A 24,523-nucleotide genomic window follows, 5' to 3' on the forward strand; every position below is an offset into this window, starting at 1 on the left:
GGCGACAAATAGCATGAATCGACTATGCTAAAAAATTTCGGGATAACAACGAGGTGAATGATGAGTAGTGGAGAGATCGCGCGCTACGTGGTAACCATTAAAGTGCATGAAGATACGCTGACCGAGCTCAACGAAATGAACAACAACCTCACCCGCGGAGGTTTTTTACTGACCATGACTGACGATGAGGGCACGCTGCATGAGCTGGGCACCCATACTTATGGTCTGGTTACCCCGCTGGGTGAAGACGAGGTGAAGGCGCTGGCGTCGGGGCTGGTTGAGAGCGCAACCGGGAAAGAGCCGCAGGTTGAAGTCACGCGCTGGGAAAACTGGCAAAAAGAGCAACAATAAATGCCCGAGGGCCAACCAAACGGCCCAACTGTGCGTTAGCTCGTATTTTTTTACCATAGTTTCACGCTAACTTTATGATCTGGCAGACAACATGGGAGAGCGATCATGTGGCAGGCTATCAGTCATCTTTTGAGTGAACAGTTGGGCGAAGGTGAAATTGAACTGCGTAATGAGCTGCCAGGAGGCGAAATCCACGCCGCGTGGCATCTGCGCTATGCAGGCCTCGATCTCTTCGTAAAATGTGACGAACGTGAACTGTTACCGATATTCACAGCAGAAGCCGATCAGCTGGAACTGCTCTCCCGCAGCAAAACCGTATCTGTTCCTACAGTCCGGGCCGTCGGTAGCGATCGTGACTACAGTTTCCTGGTGATGGACTATCTCCCTCCCCGCCCGCTCGACGCGCATAATGCCTTTATTCTGGGGCAGCAAATCGCCCGCCTGCATCAGTGGAGCGAGCAACCACAGTTTGGCCTCGATTTTGACAATGACCTCTCCACCACGCCACAACCCAACGCCTGGCAGCGACGCTGGTCAACCTTCTTTGCCGAACAGCGCATCGGCTGGCAGCTGGAGCTGGCAGCGGAAAAAGGGCTGGCGTTCGGCAATATTGACGCCATTGTCGATCATATTCAGCAGCGCCTGGCCTCGCACCAGCCGCAGCCTTCGCTGCTGCATGGCGATTTATGGTCGGACAATTGCGCGCTGGGGCCGAACGGCCCCTACATCTTCGACCCGGCCTGTTACTGGGGAGACAGAGAGTGCGATCTCGCCATGCTGCCGCTCCATCCTGAACAGCCGCCGCAAATTTACGACGGCTACCAGTCGATATCACCCCTGCCGGCAGATTTTCTGGAAAGGCAACCGGTGTATCAGCTCTATACGCTGATGAACCGCGCCATTCTGTTTGGTGGGGAGCATATGGTGAATGCGCAGCGAGCGCTGGAGCGGGTACTGGCGGCATAACGCGCAGGCTGCCGGGCTTCAGCGCCCGGCAGCGAACGCTTAGATCAGGCCGAGCAGCGAAAACAGGAAATACCCGGCGACGATCATCAGCACGGGCAGCACGTAGAGCGTGAATATTTGCAGGAAAATAGTGTTATTCGGTACCACAATACGTGATTCGATCTGCTCACGGGTCAAGCCCTCCTCCCCTCTCGCTTTCTCCAGAATCAGCTGCGCCTCCAAACCTTCGCGGATCATGCGCGTCTGGCGGCGCATCCGCGCTCCCGAGGCCTGCAGCGCGAGGGCAATAAAGATCAGGGCAAAAATAATCCAGAACGCGATGTTCATCCCCTGCCGAAAATCAGGCGTCGGCGAGTTGTACCAGAAAAAGTTCAGGAATGGGGTATTGAACCGCATCATCTCAATCATGACATGGGCAAAATCAAGCATCACGGCATTAATCCCGGCCTGCTTCTCGCTGTGGTCATAGATAAATTTCAGAACAGAAATAATGGTCGAGATAACTGATGGGATAAAAATCACCCATCCGGCGATCTGTTTCAGTATCGCAACGCGACCAGCTTGTTGATATGTCATTGGTTCCTCATTATGAAATTACATCCTTTGTGGCTAAGTTTACCTGCTGGATCTCATTTTCGCCCGCTCTTTACTGGCGATATGCTAAATTGCCAGGGTGAGGTAGCGCTTACCGCTGCTAAAACCAACGAAAGGAGAGGTTGCATGTCGACGCCACGTCAAATTGTTGCTGCCATTTTTGATATGGATGGATTACTGATTGATTCTGAGCCGCTGTGGGATCGGGCTGAACTGGATGTAATGGCGAGCCTGGGTGTGGATATCAGCCGCCGTCACGAGCTGCCGGATACCCTCGGCCTGCGCATCGATATGGTGGTTGATCTCTGGTACGCCCACCAGCCGTGGGTAGGTCCAGGCCGGGATGAAGTGACCGATCGCATTATCAACCGCGCCATTACGCTGGTGGAAGAGACCCGTCCCTTACTCAAAGGCGCGCGTGAGGCCGTATTACTCTGTAAAGAGCAGGGACTGAAGGTCGGTCTGGCCTCCGCCTCGCCGCTGCATATGCTGGAGAAGGTGCTGATCATGTTCGATCTGCGCGACAGCTTCGACGCGCTGGCCTCGGCAGAAAAGCTCCCGTACAGCAAGCCGCATCCGCAGGTCTATATGGATTGCGCTGCGAAACTGGGCGTCGACCCGACCGCCTGCGTGGCGCTGGAAGACTCGGTAAATGGCATGATTGCCAGTAAAGCGGCCCGGATGCGCTCAATTGTTGTTCCTGCGGAAGAGAACCAGCACGACGCGCGTTACGCACTGGCCGATGTCAAACTGACCTCCCTGCAGGCACTTACCGTGGCGCATCTGCGCGGGTAATGGTCACTGGCGGGCAGCACCCTGTTGCCCGCAAACATGACCGCCTCAAAAATTTTTGAAACACCATTTCATTTTAATTTGATCTTCCTGATAACTGATTCTATGCTTACCTCAGAACAACTATATCCCCCTACACACTGAGGTCTGTATGATACTGGATGCCTTTAATCTTTCAGGAAAAGTTGCCATCGTTACCGGCTGTGATACCGGCCTCGGCCAGGGCATGGCGCTGGGTCTGGCCCAGGCTGGATGCGATATTGTCAGCGTCAATCGCCGCGTTCCGGAAGAGACCGCCGCAGGCGTGAAGGCGCTGGGGCGCCGGTTTCTGGCTATTCAGGCCGACCTCAGCAAGCAGGATGCCATTGAAAGTCTGGTTGAACAGGCGGTGACCGGCATGGGGCGGGTCGATATCCTGGTGAATAACGCCGGAACCATTCGCCGGGAAGATGCGTTGACCTTCAGTGAGAAAGACTGGGATGAGGTGATGAACCTCAACCTGAAGTCGGTCTTTTTCCTCTCTCAGGCCGTGGCCCGCCAGTTTATTGCCCAGGGGCAAGGGGGCAAAATTATCAATATCGCTTCCATGCTCTCCTTCCAGGGGGGGATCCGCGTTCCCTCTTATACCGCGTCAAAAAGCGGCGTGCTGGGGCTCACCCGGCTGCTAGCCAACGAGTGGGCACAACATGGTATTAACGTAAATGCAATCGCCCCGGGGTACATGGCGACCAACAACACCCAGCAGCTACGCGACGACGAACAGCGCAGCAAAGAGATCCTCGAACGTATTCCGGCGGGTCGCTGGGGCAAGCCGGACGATCTCCAGGGCCCGGCGGTGTTTCTGGCCTCTTCCGCCTCGGACTATGTGAACGGTTATACCCTTGCCGTCGATGGTGGCTGGCTGGCGCGTTAACAGCTTTGTGACAAAGAGTTACACCGTCACTACTTCCGTATACTGTATAAAATCCCTATACTGGATGCATCGACAGTTTAGTGGGTTTTATCATGACGGCGGAAGGTCATCTGCTTTTTTCTCTCGCCTGCGCAGTGTTTGCCAAGAACGCTGAGCTTACACCGGTGCTGGCGCAGGGTGACTGGTGGCATATTGTGCCATCGGCGGTTTTGACCTGCCTGTTACCGGATATCGATCATCCTAAGTCGCTGCTCGGGCAGCGGCTGAAGTGGATCTCCAAACCCATTGCCCGCGCCTGCGGCCATCGTGGGTTTACCCACAGCTTGCTGGCGGTGTTCGCCGCCCTGACCCTCTTCTATTTAAAAGTGCCCGACAGCTGGCTCATCCCCGCAGACGCCATTCAGGGAATGGTGCTGGGTTACCTGAGCCATATCCTGGCCGACATGCTCACCCCGGCTGGGGTTCCCCTCCTCTGGCCCTGCCGCTGGCGTTTTCGTTTGCCTATCCTCCGGCCGCAAAAAGGTAACCAGCTGGAGCGTGCGCTGTGCATGGCGCTGTTTGCCTGGGCCGTCTGGATGCCTCAGACGCTGCCTGAAAACGGTGCCGTGCGCTGGTCTTCGCACATGATCAATTCGCTGCAATTTCAGTTCAACCGCTTTATTCATCTGCAAAGTGAGCAGTAACTGGACAAACTTAACCGTTTTGGCATAACCCATTCCATTTGGATATAAGCGACTGGATCACACTTCTGCTAACCTTGCGCCAACAAGGTCGGACTGATACCGATCTGATATTAAATCAGGAGAACGGGGATGAATTTTCCATTAATCGCGAACATTGTGGTGTTCGTCGGCCTACTGCTGTTGCTGGCGCAGGCGCGTCATAAACAGTGGAGCCTGGCTAAAAAAGTGCTGGTCGGTCTGGTCATGGGCGTGGTCTTTGGCCTGGCGCTGCAGGCCATTTACGGTTCCAGCAATCCGGTACTGAAAGAGTCTATTCAGTGGTTTAACATTGTCGGCAACGGCTACGTCCAGTTGCTGCAGATGATCGTCATGCCGCTGGTCTTCGCCTCTATTCTGAGCGCGGTTGCCCGTCTGCATAACGCCTCCCAACTGGGGAAAATCAGCTTTCTGACCATCGGTACGCTGCTGTTTACTACGCTTATCGCGGCGCTGGTCGGTGTGCTGGTCACCAACCTGTTTGGCCTGACGGCAGAAGGCCTGGTGCAGGGCACCGCGGAGACCGCGCGCCTGACCGCCATCGAGACCAACTATGCGGGTAAAGTGGCGGATCTCACCGTTCCGCAGATGCTGCTCTCCTTTATCCCGAAAAACCCGTTTGCCGATCTGACCGGGGCCAACCCGACGTCTATCATCAGCGTGGTAATTTTTGCCGCCTTCCTGGGCGTAGCTGCCCTGAAGCTGCTGAAAGATGATGCGCCGAAAGGCCAGCGCGTACTGACCGCCATCGATACCCTGCAGAGCTGGGTGATGAAGCTGGTGCGTCTGGTGATGCAGCTGACCCCGTATGGCGTTCTGGCGCTGATGACCAAAGTGGTTGCGGGCTCGAACCTCCAGGACATCATTAAGCTAGGTAGTTTCGTGGTGGCCTCGTATCTCGGTCTGGGCATTATGTTTGTGGTTCACGCCATTCTGCTCAGCGTAAACGGCGTCAGCCCGCTGAAATACTTCCGCAAAGTGTGGCCGGTACTGACCTTCGCCTTTACCAGCCGCTCCAGCGCCGCCTCCATTCCACTGAACGTGGAAGCGCAGACCCGTCGTCTGGGCGTGCCGGAATCGATTGCCAGCTTCTCTGCCTCCTTCGGTGCAACGATTGGCCAGAACGGTTGTGCGGGTCTCTACCCTGCCATGCTGGCGGTGATGGTTGCCCCAACGGTTGGGATTAACCCGCTGGATCCGGTATGGATTGCGACCCTGGTGGGGATTGTCACCGTGAGCTCTGCCGGTGTGGCCGGTGTGGGCGGCGGCGCAACCTTCGCGGCACTGATTGTTCTGCCTGCGATGGGTCTCCCGGTAACGCTGGTGGCTCTGCTGATCTCCGTTGAACCATTGATCGACATGGGGCGTACCGCACTGAACGTCAGCGGCTCCATGACCGCCGGGACGCTGACCAGCCAGTGGCTGAAGCAGACCGACAAAACTATCCTGGCAAGTGAAGATGACGCGGAGCTCGCGCACCGTTAATCGCCTTCTGAGTTAAAAAAAACCGCCTTCAGTAATGACGGCGGTTTTTTTATCTCTGTTAATCCTCAACCTCTTCATCCTGACGGACCTGTAGCGCCCAGCGCTGGGCTGATTCCGGTACGGTAAAAGCTGGAGAACGACGAAAACGCTCCCCGATCAGCACAAAGGCCACATATTTGCCGCGTAACAGCCAGACGTCACGAAAGCCATCCATTTTGGTGGCATGTTCTGGCGGCGCAGGTTCAACGCGAGGCTGGTAACTGATCACAGGGCGGTTTTGTTGGCGAAGAGGTTTCATAAGCAGCAGTTTCACTAAACATACATAAAAATCAGCAAATTCTTATCATAGCCGATTGCCCCTCCTGCGTCGCGCCTCACGTGTCTTATGCAACATAAGCTCTGACCTTAGATCGGCCTTTCACCCGGTTTATAACCCGTAATGTTCTATAGTTATTGAGTTTTGACGCAAAAACGGCCGCATTTCAGCAATGAAAAGGAGACGAGTGCAATGTCGCAAAATGATAAGACCCATAAACCTGAACAATCCCCGCTTCACGATGCCAGCGAAGCGAAACCCGGAATGGACTCGCTGGCCCCGGCAGACGGTTCTCACCGCGCAAGTCCAGTCCCTACTCCGCCAGGCCAGGAGCCGACGGCTCCCGGCAGCATGAAGGCACCTGATACCGGCAACCAGAAACTGAATGCGCTGGAGGGGGTTCGCAAAGGGGGGGAAAACTTCCCGTTGACCACCAACCAGGGTGTGCGTATCAGTGACGATCAGAACTCCCTTCGTGCCGGTACGCGCGGCCCCACCCTGCTGGAAGACTTTATCCTGCGGGAGAAGATCACCCACTTTGACCATGAACGTATCCCGGAGCGCATCGTACACGCCCGCGGCTCCGCCGCACATGGCTATTTCCAGCCTTACAAAAGCCTGAAAGAGATTACTAAAGCCGATTTCCTGTCGGATCCGGATAAAATCACGCCGGTTTTTGTACGCTTTTCCACGGTACAGGGCGGGGCAGGTTCCGCCGACACGGTGCGCGATATTCGCGGTTTCGCCACCAAGTTTTACACTGATGAAGGCGTTTTTGATCTGGTGGGCAACAACACACCGATCTTCTTTATTCAGGACGCACACAAGTTCCCCGATTTTGTTCACGCCGTAAAACCGGAACCTCACTGGGCTATTCCCCAGGGCCAGAGCGCACACGATACCTTCTGGGATTACGTGTCGCTGCAGCCGGAAACCCTGCACAACGTGATGTGGGCGATGTCCGACCGCGGCATTCCGCGCAGCTACCGCACCATGGAGGGCTTTGGCATTCATACCTTCCGGCTGATTAACGCCGAAGGCAAAGCCACCTTTGTGCGCTTCCACTGGAAACCGGTCGCCGGTAAAGCCTCGCTGGTATGGGATGAGGCGCAAAAGCTCACCGGGCGCGATCCAGACTTCCATCGCCGCGATCTGTGGGAATCCATTGAAGCGGGCGACTTCCCGGAATTTGAGCTCGGTTTCCAGCTGATCCCGGAAGAGGACGAGTTCAAGTTTGATTTTGATATCCTCGATCCGACCAAGCTCATTCCCGAAGAGCTGGTGCCGGTTCAGCTGGTGGGCAAAATGGTGCTCAACCGTAACCCGGACAACTTCTTTGCCGAAAACGAGCAGGCCGCGTTCCACCCTGGACATATTGTCCCCGGGATGGACTTCACCAACGATTCATTACTGCAGGGTCGTCTGTTCTCCTATACCGATACGCAAATCAGTCGTCTGGGCGGGCCTAACTTCCACGAGATCCCAATCAACCGACCAACTTGCCCGTACCATAATTTCCAGCGGGACGGGATGCACCGCATGGAGATCGACACCAATCCGGCGAACTACGAGCCAAACTCGATCAACGACAACTGGCCGCGCGAAACGCCGCCGGGGCCAAAACGGGGCGGATTCGAGTCCTATCAGGAGCGCGTGGAGGGATCGAAGATCCGCGAGCGTAGCCCCTCTTTCGGTGAATACTATGCCCATCCGCGCCTGTTCTGGCAGAGCCAGACGCCCGTTGAGCAGGATCATATCGTGGGCGCCTTCAGCTTTGAGCTGAGCAAAGTGGTGCGGGCCTATATCCGCGAGCGGGTGGTCGATCAGCTGGCCCATATTGATATCACGCTGGCCCAGAAGGTGGCGGACAATCTGGGCATCACCCTTACCGACGAGCAGCGTAACCTGGCTCCGCCGCAGGATGTGAACGGCGTACAAAAGGATCCTTCCCTCAGCCTGTATGCTGTTCCTGGCGGCGATATCAAAGGCCGTGTGGTGGCGGTATTGCTGAACGATACTCCACGGGCCAGCGACGTGCTGGCGGTGCTCCAGGCGCTCAAGGCCAAAGGCGTCCATGCCAAACTGCTCTATTCGCGCATGGGTGAAGTTACCGCCGATGACGGCTCGGTACTGCCAGTGGCGGCCACCTTCGCCGGTTCACCGTCGTTGACCGTCGATGCGGTCGTCGTGCCGTGCGGCGATATTCAGAGCCTGCTGAATAACGGCGACGCGGCTTACTATCTGCTGGAAGCGTACAAGCATCTCAAGCCGATTGCGCTGGCTGGCGATGCCCGTCAGTTTAAGCCGCTGCTGAAGGTGGCAGATCAGGGCGAAGAGGGTATCGTCGAAGGCGATACGGCTGCGGGTGCATTTATGGATGAACTGACGTTGCTGATGGCGGCGCACCGGGTATGGTCGCGCAGCAGTAAGATTGACCAAATACCTGCGTAAAAAAAGCCGGGTGGCGCTTGCGCTTACCCGGCCTACGGTTCCGTGTAATTTGCTAACCGGATAAAACCCGGCGCAAGGTTCCATTGAAGTTGTAGGCCGGATAAGGCGAAGCCGCCACCCGGCATTTCCTCACAGATCCCCGAACGTTCCCAGACGATACCCGCGCTCGGCAATCGCATACTTCAGCGACGTCGAGGTCAGCACCTCCATCTCCGTCAGTCGTGGCCAGCAGTAAGCGCTTTTACGGATCGTATTGTCGATAAAGGCCGGATGCGCCATCACCTCCAGCGACCGCTCTCCCTGCTGTACGGACCTGTCCAGTACGCTTAAAAACAGCGCTTCACTGATTTCATCGCCATAAAATGCGCTACTGAAACCGTCCGTCGTGGGCGGCAGATCGACCCCCATTTCGCCGGGCATGTCGGCCTGACGATCCACACGCAGCGCCACCCCTTTGCGGCGGGCAAACTCGGCCACCAGCGGGAAGATGGCCGGGATCATATGCACGTGATGATGGCTGTCGATATGGGTCGGTTCGCGCCCGAAGAGATCGACGAAGCGATTGAACTGACAGTCCAGTTCGCGGGCGATCTCCTCCAGGGGTAACGTCCCCTCCTCTGCCCTCTCCCAGATCCATTTGCCCAACACCCCCTCCCGGGTCAGCCCTGGCATAGCGGTCAGCGGCATACCAAGGGTCAGAACAAAGTGCATGCCCACGCCCAGATCGGGCAGATCCCGGCTGAGCGCCGCGGCGTGCTCAATGGCTTCACCGTTCACCATCGCGGTGGTGGAGGTCACCACGCCGTGCCGACAGGCTTCCACGATGCCGTAGTTCTGCCCTTTTGAGAGGCCAAAATCATCGGCATTGACGATCAGCAGATATTCCATAGCGATCCCTCTTAGTGCTGCTCGCTTTTCAGTTTATCGATCGTGGCGGCGAAGTTCGGCAGCCATTTTTCATGGGCCAGGATCAGATCCCGCGCCAGCTTCTCGGCATCACGATCGGAGTGCACCAGCGGGCTCAGGTTCAGCGCCAGCAGCACGTCGTTCAGCTCGCCGCTGATGGCCGCCTGGCTTGCCGCCACTTCAAAGCCCTTGATGGTGTGGATGAGGCCCATCACTTTGTCATCGAAATGGGTCAGTCGCGGATGTGGCTTCGCCCCGTCACGGCCCAGGATGCAGGTCATCTCCACCGCCCAGTCCGCCGGGATGTTATCGATGTGGCCGTGGTGCGGCACGTTGACGTAGTGTTCCGCCTGCTTGTCGTTGTAGATAGCGTTGATCACTTCGCAGGCCGCATCGGAGTAGTATGCTCCGCCGCGCTGCTCCAGCTCTTTCGGCTTCACGTCCAGATCCGGGTTCTTATAGAGCTCGAACAGCTGTTTTTCCACCTTCTGCACCACCTGCGCGCGGGCACCGCCTTTGTAGTATTCGCCCATCTCGATCGCCAGCATCTCTTTCAGCTTGAAGTAGTAGAGCAGATAGGAGCATGGCAGCAGATTCAGGGAGCGGATCAGCCCTTCGCTAAACGGCAGGTCAAAGATGTTCTTCACCGAACTTGCTTTCAGAGTGCCGCTGGCAACGCCATCCAGCAGCTCCGGGAAACGTGATTTGCCGTTGACCAGGACATCCTTGATAAAGACCATGTGGTTCAGGCCAAACAGGTCGATAGAGAGGTCGTCGTTGTCGGTCAGGGCCAGCACGTCGTGAATAAACATCTTCATGCCGATAGGGATATTGCAGACCCCAATGAAGCGTTTGAACCCGGTATGGCGATAGACCGCTTCGGTGACCATCCCGGCCGGGTTGGTGAAGTTAATCACCCATGCCTGGGGGCAGATCTCCTGTACATCTTTAATGATGTCGAACACCACCGGAATGGTGCGCAGCCCTTTGAACAGGCCGCCTGCACCGTTGGTCTCCTGGCCCAGATAGCCGTAGCTCAGCGGGATACGCTCATCCAGCTCGCGCGCTTTCAGCTGGCCGACACGCAGCTGCGTCGTCACGAAATCGGCATCTTTCAGCGCCTGACGACGGTCGAGGGTTTTATGCACGGTCATCGGCACACCCGCTTTTTTCACCATACGCTGGCACAGGTCGAAAATAATATCGAGCTTCTCCTGGCCCTCGGCCACGTCAACCAGCCACAATTCGCTGACCGGCAGTTCATGATAACGCTTAAGGAAGCCTTCCAGTAATTCCGGGGTGTAGCTGCTTCCGCCGCCGATGGTCACTACTTTAAGTTTCTTTTGCATAATATTCTCCCTGGAGATCCGCTTTTTAAGTATAGCGATCCCGTCCCATTTATATTGGGCAAGCCTGTTAATCGATATTCCCGGCGGTAAACCCGCCGGACGTTAATTAATAACTGTGAGGTTTTTCCGGTAGCTGTTAGGGGTAAATGAGGTCAATTTCTTAAAGGTTTTAATAAACAGACTCGGACTGCTATAACCGGATTCGTAAGCAATATCCGTCACCGAATAGTTGGTGATTTCCAGCTGTTTTCTGGCGAAATTGATCCGTATTTCATTAATAATCTGCATCGGCGTTTTCTGGTAATAACGCTGGGTGGCACGGGTCAGGTATTCCTGGGATTTTCCCGACAGCGCCACCATATTTTCCAGCGCGTTTTCACCAAAACGCAGCTTGTCATGCATCGATTCAACGGTCGTGCGCAGCCATTGCGGAATATCGTCGGATGCCTGCTGCTCTTCGCGATAATGGCGTAGCCGATTGACGACGTAAAAGGTCACCGTTTCAATAAATTCATCGAATTCATTGTCGCGGAAGTTGAGTGAGGCAATAACAGTGTCGATCCAGTTCAGGAATTCACTTTTAACGTGATAAACCTGCGATGCAACAAAGCAGAACGGCAGCAGCGGCGAGTAGTGGGTTTCGAAGAAGCGTTTACTGATGCCGACGTTGAGAATGCGCGTGGCACCAAAATCGTAAAAGCTCTGATGGTGAGAACCCATCGGGATAAAAACAAAATCCCCACGCTCCAGCAGCACCCGCTTGCCGTTGATCTCCTGGAAATAGCGGCCGGTCAGCACGATGGTGAACTCATAGTAGTCATGCTGATGCAGACCGCTGATGCTCTCCACCTTGTTGTAGATAAAGACATGAAAATTTTTACCATTAAACAGCTGTTGTTCCCGGGCGGTAGTGATTTCCATGGCGCTGACCTCCTGCTATCAGTCTGACCTACTGCATTTTCTCATGAAGTTCGATGAGTTCCGCCACCAGCTCACGCGCCAGCATGGAGGTCATCAGATGGTCCTGAGCATGTACCAGCACCAGGCTGACCTTCATTTTACCTTCACCCTGATCGCTTTCGATCAGTTTTGTTTGCACCAGGTGCGCTTCATTGAGCGCGGTGCGCGACTGGGCCATCATCTCTTTCGCGGTGTCGAAATCGCCCTGCTTGGCTTTTTTCAGCGCCGCGTACGCCAGGCTGCGCGCCTGACCGGAGTTGATGATAAGCCCCATCACCACTTCTTCAAGATCGTTCTCTGCGACCTCTTCCGCTTCTGCAACTACATTCTCTAAATCAAACATGTTTTCTCTCCTGTAGTGACGCGGGTCGCCCCGCGTCATACGACATCAGAATTTCAGTGCGAGGGCGATATCCTCTTCGCTCTCTTCTTCATCAATGGTGGTCTGGGCTTTATTGGCGATGGCAACGAATGGCATATAGAGCAGGGTTGCCACACCCAGGTTAAATATCGCCAACAGGAAGGCCGCTACGCTGCCGTTGGTGTTGAAGAAGGCGCCCAGACCGGCTGGCATGGTCCACGGTGCAATGTTAGTGACCGGCGGGATGATGCCCAGGTAGTAAGCCGTCAGGGTAATGGCCGCCAGCAGCGGCTGCACCAGGACGAACGGAATAAACATCACCGGGTTCATGATAATCGGCAGACCGAACAGGATGGGCTCGTTAATCTGGAAGATGCCTGACGGCAGGGCCAGCTTCGCCACCTGACGATGATCCGCACGACGGGAGGTGATAAATACCGCGATGATCAGGCCCAGCGTTGCCCCGGTACCGCCCAGGAAGATGTAGGAGTCCAGCATCGGTTTCGCCCATACGTGGAAGGTTTTACCGGCCGCCAGCGCTGCGTCAACGGAGCCGTACTGCTGGTAGAGCGCCACGTTTTCCAGCGCCCATGGGGTCATGATGCCGCTGTCCAGCGCAGCCAGCGCCAGAGAGCCGTGAACACCGAAGAACCAAAGCAGGGAGGTGAAAATCACGTAAGCCCAGCCTACCACGCCTCCCATGGATGCCAGCGGTGTGGAGATGGTGTCCATGATGATCTGGTGGAAGTTGGTGCCCCAGTGTGAGAGCGCCCAGGCGATAGTCCCCATGATGGAGAGAATAATGAAGCCGGGGATCAGCGCCGAGAACGAGCGCGATACCGATGCCGGAACGCTGTCCGGTAAGCGAATCACCCAGTTGCGTCGAATAATAAAGGTGAACATCTCCGCCACCACCAGACCGATCACAATGCCGGAGATGATGTTTGCCCCGCCCAGCCAGTTGGCGCCCACTGCGTAGGCTTCGCCCACGCTGTAAGGGGTGACGGTCATAAACGCAGCGACAGATAATAAACCGGCGGCCAGTGAGTCGACTTTACGCTCTTCTGCCAGCGCCATCCCGATAAAGAAAGGTGCCATCAGCGACATAATACCCAGCGTACCGTTGTACACATTGCCGCCGATGGCCTTGAAACCATTTAATGTTTCAATAGTTGAGGGATCTAAACGCACGCCTAATGAATAGAAAAATGAACCATCACCGAAGCTAAGAAAAACGTTGTTAATTAAAACGAACATGGCCCCGGCCAGTGTTAACGGCATTACTTTAATAAAACCGTTTTTAATGGCGTTGACATGCGGTTGCTTTCCTATTTTAACTGCAAAAGGAAGGAGTACCTTTTCAAGCGCAGCAATAAATCTACTCATAGAAAATACCCTTAAATGCCGCAATAATATTGCGGCGTAAATGTGTGAAATTGCTCTTTGACGGGAAAAATAAAAATTAAATTAATTAGCAGCTTTTTTAATCGCCGCTACTGCAGCTTTAAGAACACCCAAACCATCCACTTTGCCGTACAGGGCAGAGTCGATCACTTCAACCGGTTTATTCGGTAACAGACGCTGAATTTCTGGCAACATATAGGCAATTTGCGGCCCCAGCAGTACCACATCGGCACTGGTGCCTTTTTCGCCTGCCAGCGTTTCCGGGAAGGCTTCAATGATAACCGGAACTTCGTACTTCTCGGCCTGCGCGCGCATCTTTGACACCAGCAGTGACGTTGACATGCCTGCTGAGCAAAACAGATAGATATGTTTCTTTTCCATAATGACTTCCCTCTTATATAGCCACCGCGTTAGCTGCGACTTCAGCACCGTTACCGGGCGTTCTTCTCGCAGGCTGGTCTGATGGGATGAGTATACGGCAAGCGAAAAGGCTGTGGTAATCCAGGATGTTTTGGAATTGTCTCTCATTGACCTGCGGTTATGACAACCTTCACATTTCAGGCAAATAATTCGCGATAAGAAATAAGATTATAGGGGGGAAAAAGAAAAACCGGCCAGTTGGCCGGTTTGGATCTGCTCAGGCAAAAGGGTTATCAGGCTTTAGGTGCCTGCGGATCGGTGTCATATTCCGCGCAGGTCTGGTAGCCAGAGTTCATAACGTGACCTGTGTCATCTAATGCAACAAAATAGGTTTCGGTTTTACCATCCCGTTGACCCAGGATATAGGTCTGGCAAGTACCGCGAGCGTGGATCATCGTCACTTCAGAGGATGGCTTACCGGCCAGCTGCTCGACCTGAGCGCGGCTCATCCCTTTCTTAACATCTTTGACCACAGGCTCTTTAAACTGATCGGTTGTGCGGTCATAAGCGGTACAGCCCGCCAGTAAAGTCAGTACAGCCGCTGCGCCTAACATTCCTGCTACGTTCTTGTTCATATTCCGTCCTCTTGTTTATCAGCGTGTTAAGTAAGCCTGGAATAGAAAACCACATTTTTCAACCTCAAGCGTGACGGCAAAGTTTTTTCGGAAAATTCCGGCAAAACAAAAATAACCTGCTAAATCGCTCTATTTCGCTCCATTCAAATTTGTGATCCTTGTCGTTTTATCCATCACAGGTTAGCTTTAACAGTACATTCATCAGGCAAATTTGTGTAACGGAGGGGCTAGATGGCTCTGCAACAAGAGATTATCCAGGCACTGGGTGCAAAACCCACTATCAACGCGGAAGAAGAGATTCGCCGTAGCGTCGATTTTTTGAAATCCTACTTAACCCGCTTCCCGTTTCTGAAAACGCTGGTGCTGGGCATCAGCGGCGGTCAGGACTCTACGCTCGCCGGGAAGCTCGCCCAGATGGCGATCAACGAACTGCGTGCCGAAACGGGGAATAACGACCTGCAGTTTATCGCGGTGCGCCTGCCCTACGGTGTGCAGTTTGACGAGCAGGATTGTCAGGATGCCATCGCGTTCATCCAGCCCGATCGCGTGCTGACCGTCAATATTAAAGAAGCGGTGCTGGCCAGCGAAAAAGCGCTGCGCGAGGCGGGCATTGAGCTGAGCGATTTCGTCCGCGGTAACGAAAAAGCCCGCGAGCGCATGAAGGCGCAGTACAGCATCGCCGGGATGACCAGCGGCGTAGTGGTGGGGACAGACCATGCGGCAGAAGCCCTGACCGGCTTCTTCACCAAATATGGCGATGGCGGTACCGACATTAACCCGCTGTTCCGTCTTAACAAGCGCCAGGGCAAACAGCTGCTGGCCGCGCTGGGCTGTCCGGAGCATCTGTATAAAAAAGCCCCTACCGCAGATCTGGAAGACGATCGCCCTTCCCTGCCTGACGAAGCTGCGCTGGGCGTGACCTATGAAAATATTGATGATTATCTGGAAGGTAAGACGCTGGACGAAGGCACCGCCCGCATTATCGAAGGCTGGTACCTGAAGACCGAGCACAAACGTCGCCCGCCGATCACGGTGTTTGACGACTTCTGGAAAGCGTAATCTGACGGGGCGGCTTATGCCGCCTCTTTTTTAACCGCACCACTGCTGCTACACTGTATGCCTGAACAGTATCAGGAGTATGTTGTGAGCAGGCGTCAATCGGCACCGCGGCTTGAATTTGAAGCGGCAGCAATCTATGAATATCCCGAACATCTGCGCCCGTGGCTTGAGGCACTTCCCAGGCAGCCAGGCGTCTACTTCTTTCATGGCGAAAGCGATGCCATGCCGCTTTATATCGGCAAGAGCGTCAATATCCGCAGCCGGGTGCTGTCGCATCTGCGCACGCCGGACGAAGCCGCTATGCTGCGCCAGTCCCGGCGCATCACCTGGACGCAAACCGCGGGCGAGCTGGGCGCCCTGCTGCTGGAAGCGCGTTTAATCAAGGAGCAGCAGCCGCTGTTCAATAAACGATTACGTCGCAACCGCCAGCTCTGCTCGCTGCAAATCACCGAGGGTAAACCGCAGATCGTCTATGCCCGCGAGGTCGATTTTTCGCATACCCCGAACCTGTATGGCCTGTTCGCTAACCGCCGGGCGGCGCTGCAAACCTTACAGACGCTGGCCGACGAGCGACAGCTCTGTTACGGCCTGCTGGGGCTGGAGTCGTTAAGCCGCGGGCGGGCCTGTTTCCGCTCCGCCCTGAAGCGTTGTGCAGGGGCGTGCTGCGGGAAAGAGAGCGTGGAGGAGCATCAGCAGCGGCTGGTTGAAGGGTTGCAGGCGATAGGCGTCACCTGCTGGCCGTGGGACTGCGCCGTGGCGCTGAAAGAGTCGCGCCCGGAGATGACCCACTACCACATTATCCATAACTGGCTCTGGCTGGGCGCGGTCGAAAGCCTGGACGAGGCGGCGGAACTGCTGCGCACGCCCGCCGGTTTTGATCAGGATGGGTATAAAATACTCTGCAAGCCGCTGCTGGCGGGCAAGTATGAGATCATTCCGCTCAGTGGCCCGGAAGCCAGAAAATCTCGCTGAACAGCAGGGTGCCCTCGTCCTTAAGCAATCGCAGGGTATGGTCGCCTTCATGCCAGTACGCCCCCTGATCGGCGGTCAGCAGTTTATCACCCAACTGCCAGGCGCCGCTCAGCACAAACACCACGCCGCCGCGTGACGCGAATGTCGTGAAGGTGCGATCCGCCACCCGCACCTTAGCCCGGCAGCAATCCCGGCGGGTCATGATGTTAAAGTCCATCGACATCTGCCCTTCCAGCAGCTGCGCCTTGACCGGCAGTTCTCCGGCAAAGCTGAAGGGTTGATGACGCCGCAGCGTGTGATTAAACGCCTTTCCACCATCCAGCTGCACTTCTCCCCCTTCCAGCAGGGTGATCACCCGATCAACACCGGGGGAAACAGAAAAATCACCGTTGCTGGCAAGGGAGGCAATACTGGCGCGCCAGTTAAAGTCCCGGGTTGCAGGAGGGAAACAACATATTTCGCGCGTCTCTCCCGCGCCGTTGCGCCAGAGGTTAACCGGCATTTTGCGGATATCGAAGAATTCCATCACCACTCCAAATGGCGCAATACGCGCCAAAGCACCCCGCCCAGGGCGGTCGCTTTTTGTTTGTTATCGTTAGGTCGCTGCAGAACAGTATCGGCAGATGTGCGGGTGGGCCTTAGTCTGACGACAAAAAAAGTAACGTCAGAAATTTCAAACACATTCTGCAAATCGATAACAGGAGAATACCGGGATGGCGGCGGCTGGCAAGAGGCTGGAAAAGAAAAAACCGCCGGACCTGCCCACAGCAAATCTGCTTGAGTGGACAAGACTCCGGCGGTCTTGAATAGCTGAACCGATTATTCGGCTGAGGTGGTCATTTTACCTTTCGCCGCGGAACGTTCTGTCAGACGCTTCTCAAAATTGGCATTAAACTGCTTTTTCTGTTCCGGGGTAAGGATGTTGTAAATCTTGTTTTGGGTTTCCATGTGCGCCAGCATGCGGGCTTTATGCTGCTCAGCCATCTTATCAACCTGCGCTTCGGCCTTCGCTTTATCGAAGGCGTCGCTGGCGATGATGTCATGCATTGCGCGGCGCTCTTCTACCGGCGGACGCTTCATCTGGTCACGCTGGCTTTTCATGATGTCGCGGATCTGCTCTTTCTGCGCATCCGTCAGGTTCAGGTCTTTAAACATCATGTCGTGATGCATGCCCGGCTTACCTTTGTGATGCATCATTTTGCCTTCGGTCGGTGCAGCCGTGGTGGTGGTGGCGGTATCAGCGGCGAACGCCGCGCTGGTAGCGCCCAGAGCCAGGGTAGAGGCAACAAACAGTGCAGTTAATTTACGCATAATTTTGTCCTTCCTTTCAGTTATTCTTCGGCGCTATGCCGTGTTGACGAGATTAACTTTACGGGGTTTATCGTCAATTAGTCAGAGCAACGGTAAAACAGTGAAAGTGTAAAAAACAAATTATCGTCAAATATGGAGAAAATAAGGATAAAGCGTGGAGAGTTGAAACAAAAATATGCATGCAGATGATTTTAAAGAGATTGTGGAGAAGTATACCGACAAACAGATTAATAATAAAGCAAACAACCAGGAATAATCCGTAATAAAACGGCAGTCGAGTGAAATGGCTGAGAAAATAAACAACCCCACCGCGTTACGCAGATGGGGTCAGGTAATTTTCAGGCAACTTTTTCCAGCATCAGCCCGGCGCGCAAACCAAAGGCCACGGCGGGGTTCGGGAAAAGAACATACTCGGTTGGCTTTTGTACTTCATAGCGTTCTTCGCCATCCTCTGCCAACAATACCCCCTGGCGGAACGGCGTAAAGTTCAGGGTATGACTCGCCATGTGCAGCACAAAGGCCTCGCTGCGGCGGGTGATCTGTTGCACCACCCGATACTGCGCCACGGGCCCGGCATGGGACGTCGATACCTCACCACACAGCAACGCGCGCAGCGCCTGATGGGTGGTGGCAAAACGCGTTAAATCGTTATGCCCGAACGGCAGCGCTTTTCCCAGCTCCAGGGTGCAGGCCAGCGCCCCAAAGCGTTCGCAGGTGAAATGGGTGAAGGTACCGCCGGGTGCCTGATGAAAGACCAGCGCCTCCAGCCCGGCATCCGCCAGCCACTGAATAAACGCCTCATCCCAGGGCTGATTGCGCTGGGGCAGCACGCCAAAGCGCTCATGATACGAGGCGCGGATGGCGGTATGCAGATCCAGATGCCAGCGATCGGAACCCGCCTGCCGGTAAAAGGCCGCTAACAGATCCTCCAGCAGCGCCGCCCGTTCGGTCTCCTCGCAGGCCGGGAACTGCGTCCCGCGCCCGCTGAACAGGCGATTGATATCGCAGGTCAGGTAGCGCTTGCCGGCTCGCAGCGCCGGAGGATTCCCGTGGATAATCAGCAGACGGCAGCGCAGCGAGAGTTCGCCGCGAAAGAGCGTCCTGACCAGCAGGTCGACAATCTCCACCGGCGCCGTTTCGTTGCCGTGTATCCCGGCAGAGAGCACCAGGGCTCGCTCGCTGTCTGCCTCCGGGATGAGCTCCAGCACGCCGCGTGCCAGCCAGCGCCAGTGAAACGAAGCCCCTTTGCCCTCCCGTCGGGCGGGCGTTTCATTCGCCATGGTCAGCGCCAGAAAATTTTCCATAACGCCTCCTTTATTGCTGGAACGGGTAGACGGAGCCCAGTTGCAGAATGCGGGTCAGGGCATCCAGCGCTTCGCGTCCTTCCCGTAAAAGCTGCGGATCGACCAGGTCGGCCTGGGTCAACCGATCGCGATAGTAGCGATCCACCCAGTCATTAAGGGTGTTGAACAGGGTATCGTTCATCATCACCGCCGGGTTAACCGCCCGCTGCTCCTCAGGGGTGAGCACCACGCGCAGGCGCAGACAGGCCGGACCGCCGCCGTTGGCCATGCTTTCGCGCAGATCGAACACCCGCAGCTCGCTGATGGGGTTATCCTCGGCCACCAGCTGATTCAGATAGCGCCAGACGCCAGGATGGTTCTGCGACTCCTGGGGTAGCACCAGCATCATGCTGCCGTCGTCACGGCTCAGCAGCTGGCTGTTAAAGAGATAGGTTGCCACCGCATCCTGCACCGAAACGGCTTCCGTCGGCACCTCAATCGGCATAAATCCGGGCACGCGATCGCCCAGGGCGTGCAGCAGCGCTGACTGGTGAACAAACGCCTGCTCGTGGCAGAACAGCACCTGGCGGTTCGAGACCGCAATCACGTCGTTATGGAACACCCCCTGGTCGATCACCAGCGGGTTTTGCTGGGCAAACATCAGTTGGCCCGGATTGACCTGATTCAGGCGGGCAACGGCCTGGCTTGCGGCCAGAGTCTGACGGGCCGGGTAACGGGCAGGCGCGGGACCTGTTCCCTCATCACGACCATAGACAAACAGTTGCAAACCCGGCTCGCCATAATCGCCGCCAAGACGGTTATGGTTGGCCGCCCCTTCGTCGCCGAACATCGCCACTTGCGGCAGCGCTGTATGGACACTGAACCGGGACTCATCGCGAAAAATAGCCCGCAGCACCTGTTCCGTGGTACCAGCTTCACTGGCGCGGTGGAACTTGTTGTTCAGGTTCGCCACCGTCAGATGCACTTTTCCGTCGAGGGTATCTGCGGAGGGGGCCACCGTCGCGGCGTTGGCAACCCACATGGAGGAGGCCGAACTGGCGGCAGAGAGCAGCTGCGGCATTTGGGTGCCCGCTTTCTCCACCACCTGCTCGTCGCTGCCGGTAAACCCGAGCTGGCGCAGGACGGCGACGTTAGGCCGCTCCTGCGGCGGGATCACCGCCTGAGGAAAACCCGCATCCGCCAGCGCCTTCATTTTTAACAACCCCTGCTTTGCCGCCAGCCGCGGGTTGGAGATCTGAAAGCGGTGTTTTGTGGAGGCCTCATTGCCGAACGACAGCCCGGCATAGTGGTGGGTTAACCCCACCAGCCCGTCGAAGTTAACTTCACGCGCTTTCATGACGCTTCTCCCGTGTAAAATCGAGGCCCGGATTCAGCTGCTCCGGCAGGACGATGGCCGGCGTCTCCAGGCTCGCCATCGGCCAGGCGCAGTAATCCGCCGCATACCAGGCGCTGGCACGATGGTTACCGGAGGCGCCCACCCCGCCAAACGGGGCGGTACTGGCCGCGCCGGTGAGCGGTTTATTCCAGTTCACAATCCCGGCGCGCGCCTCCAGCAGCAGCTGGTCAAATTTCTCACGATCCGGGGAGATCAGCCCGCACGACAGGCCGTAGCGTGTGGCATTTGCCATCGCGATGGCCTGGTCAAAATCGTCATAGCGCCAGACGCAGAGCAGCGGACCAAAGACCTCTTCGTCCGGCACACCGCTCACGCCAGTCATCTCGACGATTGCCGGGGTTAATAAAGAGGTTCCCGCCTTCACCAGCCGTGGCTCCAGCAGCGACTGGCCGCCGCGGGCGACATGTTCCCGCCAGGCGTGATAGACATTTTTTGCCGCCTGTTCGGAAATCAGCCCGCCGATAAACGGCTGCTCGCTGGCATCCCACTCGCCCGGCAGCAGCCGCCTGCTCACCTCAACCAGACGGGCCAGGAAAGCATCCCCTTCAGCACCGCGTTTCACCAGCAGCCGGCGGGCGCAGGTGCAGCGCTGCCCGGCGGTAATAAAGGCTGACTGGATGGTCAGGTGGACCGCGGCATCGGTATCCGCCGGATCGTCAACGATCAGCGCATTGTTGCCCCCCATCTCAAGGGCGAGAATTTTCTCCGGTTGCCCGGCCAGCTGGCGGTGCAGCTGATAGCCAGTTCCGGCGCTGCCGGTAAAGAGCAGCCCGTCAATATCGCTCAGCGCACTCAGCGCCTGACCGGTTTCGCGCCCGCCCTGGACCAGGTTGAGCACCCCCGGCGGCAGCCCGGCCTGCTCCCACAGTTTGACCACCGCTTCGCCGCTCCAGGGCGTTAGCTCGCTCGGCTTGAAGATCACCGTGTTACCCGCCAGCAGGGCGGGCACGATGTGGCCATTCGGCAGATGGCCGGGGAAGTTATAGGGGCCAAACACCGCCAGCACGCCGTGCGGACGATGGCGCAGCGTAGCGGCCCCGTCCGCCATCTCGGTACGCTGCTCGCCGGTGCGGGTGTGGTACGCCTTAATTGAAATGGCGACCTTGTTGATCATGGCGGTAATTTCGGTCGCCGCCTCCCAGCGCGGTTTTCCGGTTTCGCTGGCAATAACGCGGGTCAGCTCCTGCTTATTTGCCTCCAGCAGGGTGGCAAATTTCTCCACGATCGCCTGACGAGCGCTGAACGGCAGCTTCGCCCAGCCGGGGAACGCGGCGCGCGCGGCGCGGCACGCCTGCTCAACCTGCCCGGGGCTGGCATCCGCCCCTTGCCATAATCTCTCCTGCCCCACCGGGTTATGTTTGCTGCGAAGTTCAGCTTCGCCGATTACCCAGTCACCGTTAATCCATAAGTTCATACCGTTTTCTCCTCGGGGCACAGACGCACCATGCGAATACGATCGCCAGCGCAACATTTCAGGGCATCCAGTTGCGCTGCGGTCAGCACCAGACGTTCACATTCGGGGTCCACGCGGATCAGCGTGGCGCGATAGCTGTCATATTGTTCGTTCGCCACCAGGCAGGCCGGAAACTCACCCGGCGCGGGCTGCCCCTCGGCCACCTCCACCAGACGGCTTTTGCGGATCGCCCGCACCCGGTCGATATCACACTCCAGCGTCGGGCCGCCGTCGAAGATGTCGACATAGTTACGGTAGCGGAAGCCCTCTTTTTCCAGCACCGCGCGGGCCGGCGCGGTATGCGGATGGACCTCGCCAATTACCGCCTGCGCCTCGGGGCTGAGGAAATGGGTGTAGATGGGATGTTTTGGCATCAACTCGGCGATAAAAGCTTTCTGCCCGGTGCCGCACAGGTAGTCCGCCTTGCTGAACTCCATGGAGAAGAAGCGCTCGCCCAGGCTTTTCCAGAACGGCGAGAAGCCTGTTTCGTCGATGACGCCGCGCATCTCGGCAACCACTTTTTCGTTAAAGCGATCGCGGAAGGCGGCCATAAACAGAAAGCGCGATTTGGAGAGCAGATAGCCGTTGCCCTCTTTGCGCCACTCCGGGTCGAGAAACAGCGAGCAGAGCTCGCTGCTGCCGGTGTGATCGTTACTGAGAAACAGCGTGGGCAGTGCGTTGTAGACGTTCAGCTCTTTCGAGGCATGCACCAGGGTGCCCACACGGTAGTTATACCAGGGATCGTTCAGGCCTACCGCCACCTCAATGGCGCAGATCCCCGCCACGGTGCCGGTAACGGTATCTTCCAGCACAAACACGTAGCCCTGTTCGCCTTTCGGCAGCGTCCCTTGCCAGGTCTCGATGGAGCGCTCAATGCGCGCCGAGAGCGTGTTTTCGTCAACGGGAAGCGAGGTCAGCCCGCCTCCCGTCTTACCGGCAAGCTGCATGAGGGCGGAGAGATCCCCGCGCTCAATGGGACGGATGACCATCATGATGACACCCCGGACTTCACCTGTTCGCAGGCCAGCGCAAAGCGATCTAACCCGGTCCGCACCTCTTCTTCGCTGACAACCAGCGCAGGCGCGAAGCGCACTACGTTAGCCCCGGCGATCAACACCATCACGCCCGCTTTTGCCGCTTCCTGTGAAATGAGTTTAGCTTTTCCGGCGAATTCATCCGTGAGCACGCAGCCAATCAGCAGCCCCAGACCGCGAATCTCTTTAAACAGGCCGGTTTTGCTGTTGATGGCCTGAAGACGCTCAACAAACCAGTCGTGACGCTGCTTCACGCCGTTCAGCACTTCCGGCGTGTTGATGATATCCAGCACCTGACCGGCCACCGCCGATGCCAGCGGGTTGCCGCCGTAGGTGGTGCCGTGGGTGCCGACGGTCATCACCCGGGCAAATTTATCGGTGGTGAGCATTGCCCCGACAGGGAAGCCGCCGCCCAGCGCTTTGGCGGTGGAGAGCACATCCGGCGTCACGCCGTAGTGCATATAGGCATAGAGCTCACCGGTGCGGCCGACGCCGGTCTGGACTTCATCGAAAATCAGCACCGCGTTGTGGCGATCGCACAGCTCGCGCAGCCCCTGCAGGAACGCTTTGTCGGCAGGCACAACGCCGCCTTCGCCCTGCATCGGCTCGACGATCACCGCGCAGGTGGACTCATCTATCAGCTCGCTGGCGGACTGTAGATCGTTATAGACCGCGTGGCGGATATCCGGTGGCAGCGGCGCGAAATCCTGGGAGTAAGAGGGTTGCCCGCCCGCGCTGACGGTAAACAGGGTGCGGCCGTGGAAGGCATTTTTAAAGGCGACGATACCGCTTTTATGGCTGCCAAAATTGTCGTGGGCATATTTACGTGCCAGCTTCAGCGCGGCTTCGTTGGCCTCAGCGCCTGAGTTACAGAAGAACACTTTTTCCGCGAAGGTGGCGTCGATCAGTTTTTTCGCCAGGCGCAGCGCGGGCTCGTTGGTGTAGCCATTCCCGGTATGCCAGAACTTTGCCGCCTGGTCGTTCAGCGCCTGACGCAGCGCCGGATGGGCATGTCCCAGGGCGTTAACCGCAATGCCCCCAGCAAAGTCGATATACTCTTTGCCCTGCTGATCCCACAGGCGCGAGCCCTCTCCCCGTACCGGAATAAAAGCCGCCGGGGCGTAAACCGGCATCATCCATTCATCAAAGTTTTCACGCGTAATTGACAGAGACATAGCGACCTCATCCGGCAAATAAAAGGTTGATAAAATGTTAAATATTTATGTGTTTGCCCTGTGAATGTAGATTGCAGCGTTCGTGCCAGCCAGCGATAAAAATGCATAAACGGGAGGGGGTAACGAAATATCAACAGGTTACAACATGGAGTTATTCACTGTTATTGCATAAAAAGTGAATATTTTTACAACAAGCGCAGCTTTACCGAAGGAAAAACAGAAATATTATGCATAGGCCAAATATAATTCTGGAATTG

The 24,523-nt window shown here is 56.5% G+C and carries 25 protein-coding genes; 9 read left to right on the forward strand and 16 right to left on the reverse strand.

Going from position 1 to position 24,523, the window contains the following annotated elements; genetic code table 11:
• The first annotated feature begins 60 nt into the window (after positions 1 to 60).
• Positions 61 to 351, forward strand: a complete 291-nt coding sequence (ghoS, locus tag ACT3IC_RS22335) for a type V toxin-antitoxin system endoribonuclease antitoxin GhoS (RefSeq protein WP_103179299.1) — start codon at positions 61 to 63, stop codon at positions 349 to 351.
• A gap of 105 nt (positions 352 to 456) precedes the next feature.
• Entirely contained in the window at positions 457 to 1,317 is an 861-nt protein-coding gene (locus ACT3IC_RS22340; protein WP_103179298.1) for a fructosamine kinase family protein, read from the forward strand.
• A gap of 39 nt (positions 1,318 to 1,356) precedes the next feature.
• Here the strand turns inward: ACT3IC_RS22340 and ACT3IC_RS22345 are convergent, their stop codons facing one another.
• Positions 1,357 to 1,893, reverse strand: a complete 537-nt coding sequence (locus ACT3IC_RS22345) for a YniB family protein (protein WP_103179297.1) — start codon at positions 1,891 to 1,893, stop codon at positions 1,357 to 1,359.
• A 144-nt stretch (positions 1,894 to 2,037) separates the two neighbouring features.
• Here ACT3IC_RS22345 and hxpB point away from each other — a divergent pair, with 144 nt between their 5' ends.
• From hxpB to ACT3IC_RS22365, 4 genes are all read left to right on the forward strand, one after another.
• Complete coding sequence (gene hxpB / locus ACT3IC_RS22350) at positions 2,038 to 2,706, forward strand: hexitol phosphatase HxpB (protein ID WP_103179296.1); 669 nt, start codon at positions 2,038 to 2,040, stop codon at positions 2,704 to 2,706.
• Positions 2,707 to 2,854: 148 nt separating this feature from the next.
• Entirely contained in the window at positions 2,855 to 3,616 is a 762-nt protein-coding gene (gene kduD, locus ACT3IC_RS22355) for a 2-dehydro-3-deoxy-D-gluconate 5-dehydrogenase KduD (protein WP_473479449.1), read from the forward strand.
• 92 nt (positions 3,617 to 3,708) lie between these two features.
• Positions 3,709 to 4,299: a metal-dependent hydrolase gene (locus ACT3IC_RS22360; RefSeq protein WP_103179294.1), complete on the forward strand. Its 591-nt coding sequence runs from the start codon at positions 3,709 to 3,711 to the stop codon at positions 4,297 to 4,299.
• Between the two features lie 129 nt (positions 4,300 to 4,428).
• Positions 4,429 to 5,820, forward strand: a complete 1,392-nt coding sequence (locus ACT3IC_RS22365; RefSeq protein WP_156654354.1) for an L-cystine transporter — start codon at positions 4,429 to 4,431, stop codon at positions 5,818 to 5,820.
• Between the two features lie 58 nt (positions 5,821 to 5,878).
• On the opposite strand, the gene cedA is transcribed toward ACT3IC_RS22365, so the two are convergent.
• On the reverse strand, positions 5,879 to 6,133 hold the full coding sequence (cedA, locus tag ACT3IC_RS22370) for a cell division activator CedA (RefSeq protein ID WP_103179292.1): 255 nt from the start codon (positions 6,131 to 6,133) through the stop codon (positions 5,879 to 5,881).
• 195 nt (positions 6,134 to 6,328) lie between these two features.
• Between cedA and katE the strand changes: the two genes are divergently transcribed.
• Positions 6,329 to 8,587, forward strand: a complete 2,259-nt coding sequence (katE, locus tag ACT3IC_RS22375; RefSeq protein WP_473479455.1) for a catalase HPII — start codon at positions 6,329 to 6,331, stop codon at positions 8,585 to 8,587.
• A gap of 129 nt (positions 8,588 to 8,716) precedes the next feature.
• Here the strand turns inward: katE and chbG are convergent, their stop codons facing one another.
• From chbG to osmE, 7 genes are all read right to left on the reverse strand, one after another.
• Positions 8,717 to 9,475, reverse strand: coding sequence for a chitin disaccharide deacetylase (gene chbG, locus ACT3IC_RS22380; protein WP_473479457.1), 759 nt, complete (start codon positions 9,473 to 9,475; stop codon positions 8,717 to 8,719).
• A gap of 11 nt (positions 9,476 to 9,486) precedes the next feature.
• Positions 9,487 to 10,842 carry a 6-phospho-beta-glucosidase gene (locus ACT3IC_RS22385; protein ID WP_103179289.1) on the reverse strand — a complete coding sequence of 452 codons (1,356 nt, stop codon included), beginning with the start codon at positions 10,840 to 10,842 and terminating at the stop codon, positions 9,487 to 9,489.
• 102 nt (positions 10,843 to 10,944) lie between these two features.
• Positions 10,945 to 11,763: a transcriptional regulator ChbR gene (gene chbR, locus ACT3IC_RS22390; protein ID WP_214421869.1), complete on the reverse strand. Its 819-nt coding sequence runs from the start codon at positions 11,761 to 11,763 to the stop codon at positions 10,945 to 10,947.
• A 28-nt stretch (positions 11,764 to 11,791) separates the two neighbouring features.
• A complete protein-coding gene (gene chbA / locus ACT3IC_RS22395) occupies positions 11,792 to 12,145 on the reverse strand; it encodes a PTS N,N'-diacetylchitobiose transporter subunit IIA (RefSeq protein WP_103179287.1) in 354 nt (117 codons plus the stop codon).
• A 45-nt stretch (positions 12,146 to 12,190) separates the two neighbouring features.
• A complete protein-coding gene (gene chbC / locus ACT3IC_RS22400) occupies positions 12,191 to 13,549 on the reverse strand; it encodes a PTS N,N'-diacetylchitobiose transporter subunit IIC (protein WP_103179286.1) in 1,359 nt (452 codons plus the stop codon).
• Between the two features lie 81 nt (positions 13,550 to 13,630).
• Positions 13,631 to 13,948 carry a PTS N,N'-diacetylchitobiose transporter subunit IIB gene (gene chbB / locus ACT3IC_RS22405; RefSeq protein ID WP_103823836.1) on the reverse strand — a complete coding sequence of 106 codons (318 nt, stop codon included), beginning with the start codon at positions 13,946 to 13,948 and terminating at the stop codon, positions 13,631 to 13,633.
• Between the two features lie 272 nt (positions 13,949 to 14,220).
• Positions 14,221 to 14,562, reverse strand: a complete 342-nt coding sequence (osmE, locus tag ACT3IC_RS22410) for an osmotically-inducible lipoprotein OsmE (protein ID WP_103179284.1) — start codon at positions 14,560 to 14,562, stop codon at positions 14,221 to 14,223.
• A 231-nt stretch (positions 14,563 to 14,793) separates the two neighbouring features.
• On the opposite strand from osmE, the gene nadE reads away from it, so the two are divergent.
• Entirely contained in the window at positions 14,794 to 15,621 is an 828-nt protein-coding gene (gene nadE, locus ACT3IC_RS22415) for an ammonia-dependent NAD(+) synthetase (protein ID WP_103179283.1), read from the forward strand.
• A gap of 84 nt (positions 15,622 to 15,705) precedes the next feature.
• Positions 15,706 to 16,593: an excinuclease Cho gene (gene cho / locus ACT3IC_RS22420; RefSeq protein WP_168192013.1), complete on the forward strand. Its 888-nt coding sequence runs from the start codon at positions 15,706 to 15,708 to the stop codon at positions 16,591 to 16,593.
• Here the strand turns inward: cho and ves are convergent.
• From ves to astC, 7 genes are all read right to left on the reverse strand, one after another.
• On the reverse strand, positions 16,562 to 17,119 hold the full coding sequence (gene ves / locus ACT3IC_RS22425; RefSeq protein WP_159339079.1) for an environmental stress-induced protein Ves: 558 nt from the start codon (positions 17,117 to 17,119) through the stop codon (positions 16,562 to 16,564). The genes cho and ves overlap by 32 nt on opposite strands.
• A 293-nt stretch (positions 17,120 to 17,412) precedes the next feature.
• Entirely contained in the window at positions 17,413 to 17,904 is a 492-nt protein-coding gene (gene spy, locus ACT3IC_RS22430; protein WP_103179280.1) for an ATP-independent periplasmic protein-refolding chaperone Spy, read from the reverse strand.
• Positions 17,905 to 18,242: 338 nt separating this feature from the next.
• Positions 18,243 to 19,208 carry a succinylglutamate desuccinylase gene (gene astE / locus ACT3IC_RS22435; RefSeq protein ID WP_473479465.1) on the reverse strand — a complete coding sequence of 322 codons (966 nt, stop codon included), beginning with the start codon at positions 19,206 to 19,208 and terminating at the stop codon, positions 18,243 to 18,245.
• Positions 19,209 to 19,218: 10 nt separating this feature from the next.
• Positions 19,219 to 20,544 (reverse strand): N-succinylarginine dihydrolase, encoded by a 1,326-nt coding sequence (astB, locus tag ACT3IC_RS22440; RefSeq protein WP_103179278.1) that lies wholly within the window; start codon positions 20,542 to 20,544, stop codon positions 19,219 to 19,221.
• On the reverse strand, positions 20,531 to 22,018 hold the full coding sequence (astD, locus tag ACT3IC_RS22445; protein WP_473479468.1) for a succinylglutamate-semialdehyde dehydrogenase: 1,488 nt from the start codon (positions 22,016 to 22,018) through the stop codon (positions 20,531 to 20,533). The genes astB and astD overlap by 14 nt, the downstream gene beginning before the upstream one ends.
• Positions 22,015 to 23,049, reverse strand: coding sequence for an arginine N-succinyltransferase (gene astA, locus ACT3IC_RS22450; RefSeq protein WP_103179276.1), 1,035 nt, complete (start codon positions 23,047 to 23,049; stop codon positions 22,015 to 22,017). Before astA ends, astD begins: the two co-directional genes overlap by 4 nt.
• Positions 23,046 to 24,266, reverse strand: coding sequence for a succinylornithine/acetylornithine transaminase (gene astC / locus ACT3IC_RS22455; protein ID WP_103179275.1), 1,221 nt, complete (start codon positions 24,264 to 24,266; stop codon positions 23,046 to 23,048). Before astC ends, astA begins: the two co-directional genes overlap by 4 nt.
• Positions 24,267 to 24,523 lie beyond the last annotated feature (257 nt).

This window comes from Leclercia sp. GHBNCSD (genome assembly GCF_055805075.1).

What these genes read in the sequence shown, in the direction of transcription:
- chbA (WP_103179287.1), bottom strand. Translation starts at nt 12,145, where the DNA reads ATGTTTGATTTAGAGAATGTAGTTGCAGAAGCGGAAGAGGTCGCAGAG.
- ACT3IC_RS22345 (WP_103179297.1), bottom strand. Translation starts at nt 1,893, where the DNA reads ATGACATATCAACAAGCTGGTCGCGTTGCGATACTGAAACAGATCGCC.
- ghoS (WP_103179299.1), top strand. Translation starts at nt 61, where the DNA reads ATGAGTAGTGGAGAGATCGCGCGCTACGTGGTAACCATTAAAGTGCAT.
- osmE (WP_103179284.1), bottom strand. Translation starts at nt 14,562, where the DNA reads ATGAACAAGAACGTAGCAGGAATGTTAGGCGCAGCGGCTGTACTGACT.
- kduD (WP_473479449.1), top strand. Translation starts at nt 2,855, where the DNA reads ATGATACTGGATGCCTTTAATCTTTCAGGAAAAGTTGCCATCGTTACC.
- spy (WP_103179280.1), bottom strand. Translation starts at nt 17,904, where the DNA reads ATGCGTAAATTAACTGCACTGTTTGTTGCCTCTACCCTGGCTCTGGGC.
- ACT3IC_RS22365 (WP_156654354.1), top strand. Translation starts at nt 4,429, where the DNA reads ATGAATTTTCCATTAATCGCGAACATTGTGGTGTTCGTCGGCCTACTG.
- chbB (WP_103823836.1), bottom strand. Translation starts at nt 13,948, where the DNA reads ATGGAAAAGAAACATATCTATCTGTTTTGCTCAGCAGGCATGTCAACG.
- ves (WP_159339079.1), bottom strand. Translation starts at nt 17,119, where the DNA reads ATGGAATTCTTCGATATCCGCAAAATGCCGGTTAACCTCTGGCGCAAC.
- ACT3IC_RS22385 (WP_103179289.1), bottom strand. Translation starts at nt 10,842, where the DNA reads ATGCAAAAGAAACTTAAAGTAGTGACCATCGGCGGCGGAAGCAGCTAC.
- astD (WP_473479468.1), bottom strand. Translation starts at nt 22,018, where the DNA reads ATGAACTTATGGATTAACGGTGACTGGGTAATCGGCGAAGCTGAACTT.
- astC (WP_103179275.1), bottom strand. Translation starts at nt 24,266, where the DNA reads ATGTCTCTGTCAATTACGCGTGAAAACTTTGATGAATGGATGATGCCG.
- astA (WP_103179276.1), bottom strand. Translation starts at nt 23,049, where the DNA reads ATGATGGTCATCCGTCCCATTGAGCGCGGGGATCTCTCCGCCCTCATG.
- katE (WP_473479455.1), top strand. Translation starts at nt 6,329, where the DNA reads ATGTCGCAAAATGATAAGACCCATAAACCTGAACAATCCCCGCTTCAC.
- ACT3IC_RS22360 (WP_103179294.1), top strand. Translation starts at nt 3,709, where the DNA reads ATGACGGCGGAAGGTCATCTGCTTTTTTCTCTCGCCTGCGCAGTGTTT.
- chbR (WP_214421869.1), bottom strand. Translation starts at nt 11,763, where the DNA reads ATGGAAATCACTACCGCCCGGGAACAACAGCTGTTTAATGGTAAAAAT.
- hxpB (WP_103179296.1), top strand. Translation starts at nt 2,038, where the DNA reads ATGTCGACGCCACGTCAAATTGTTGCTGCCATTTTTGATATGGATGGA.
- ACT3IC_RS22340 (WP_103179298.1), top strand. Translation starts at nt 457, where the DNA reads ATGTGGCAGGCTATCAGTCATCTTTTGAGTGAACAGTTGGGCGAAGGT.
- chbC (WP_103179286.1), bottom strand. Translation starts at nt 13,549, where the DNA reads ATGAGTAGATTTATTGCTGCGCTTGAAAAGGTACTCCTTCCTTTTGCA.
- astB (WP_103179278.1), bottom strand. Translation starts at nt 20,544, where the DNA reads ATGAAAGCGCGTGAAGTTAACTTCGACGGGCTGGTGGGGTTAACCCAC.
- astE (WP_473479465.1), bottom strand. Translation starts at nt 19,208, where the DNA reads ATGGAAAATTTTCTGGCGCTGACCATGGCGAATGAAACGCCCGCCCGA.
- nadE (WP_103179283.1), top strand. Translation starts at nt 14,794, where the DNA reads ATGGCTCTGCAACAAGAGATTATCCAGGCACTGGGTGCAAAACCCACT.
- chbG (WP_473479457.1), bottom strand. Translation starts at nt 9,475, where the DNA reads ATGGAATATCTGCTGATCGTCAATGCCGATGATTTTGGCCTCTCAAAA.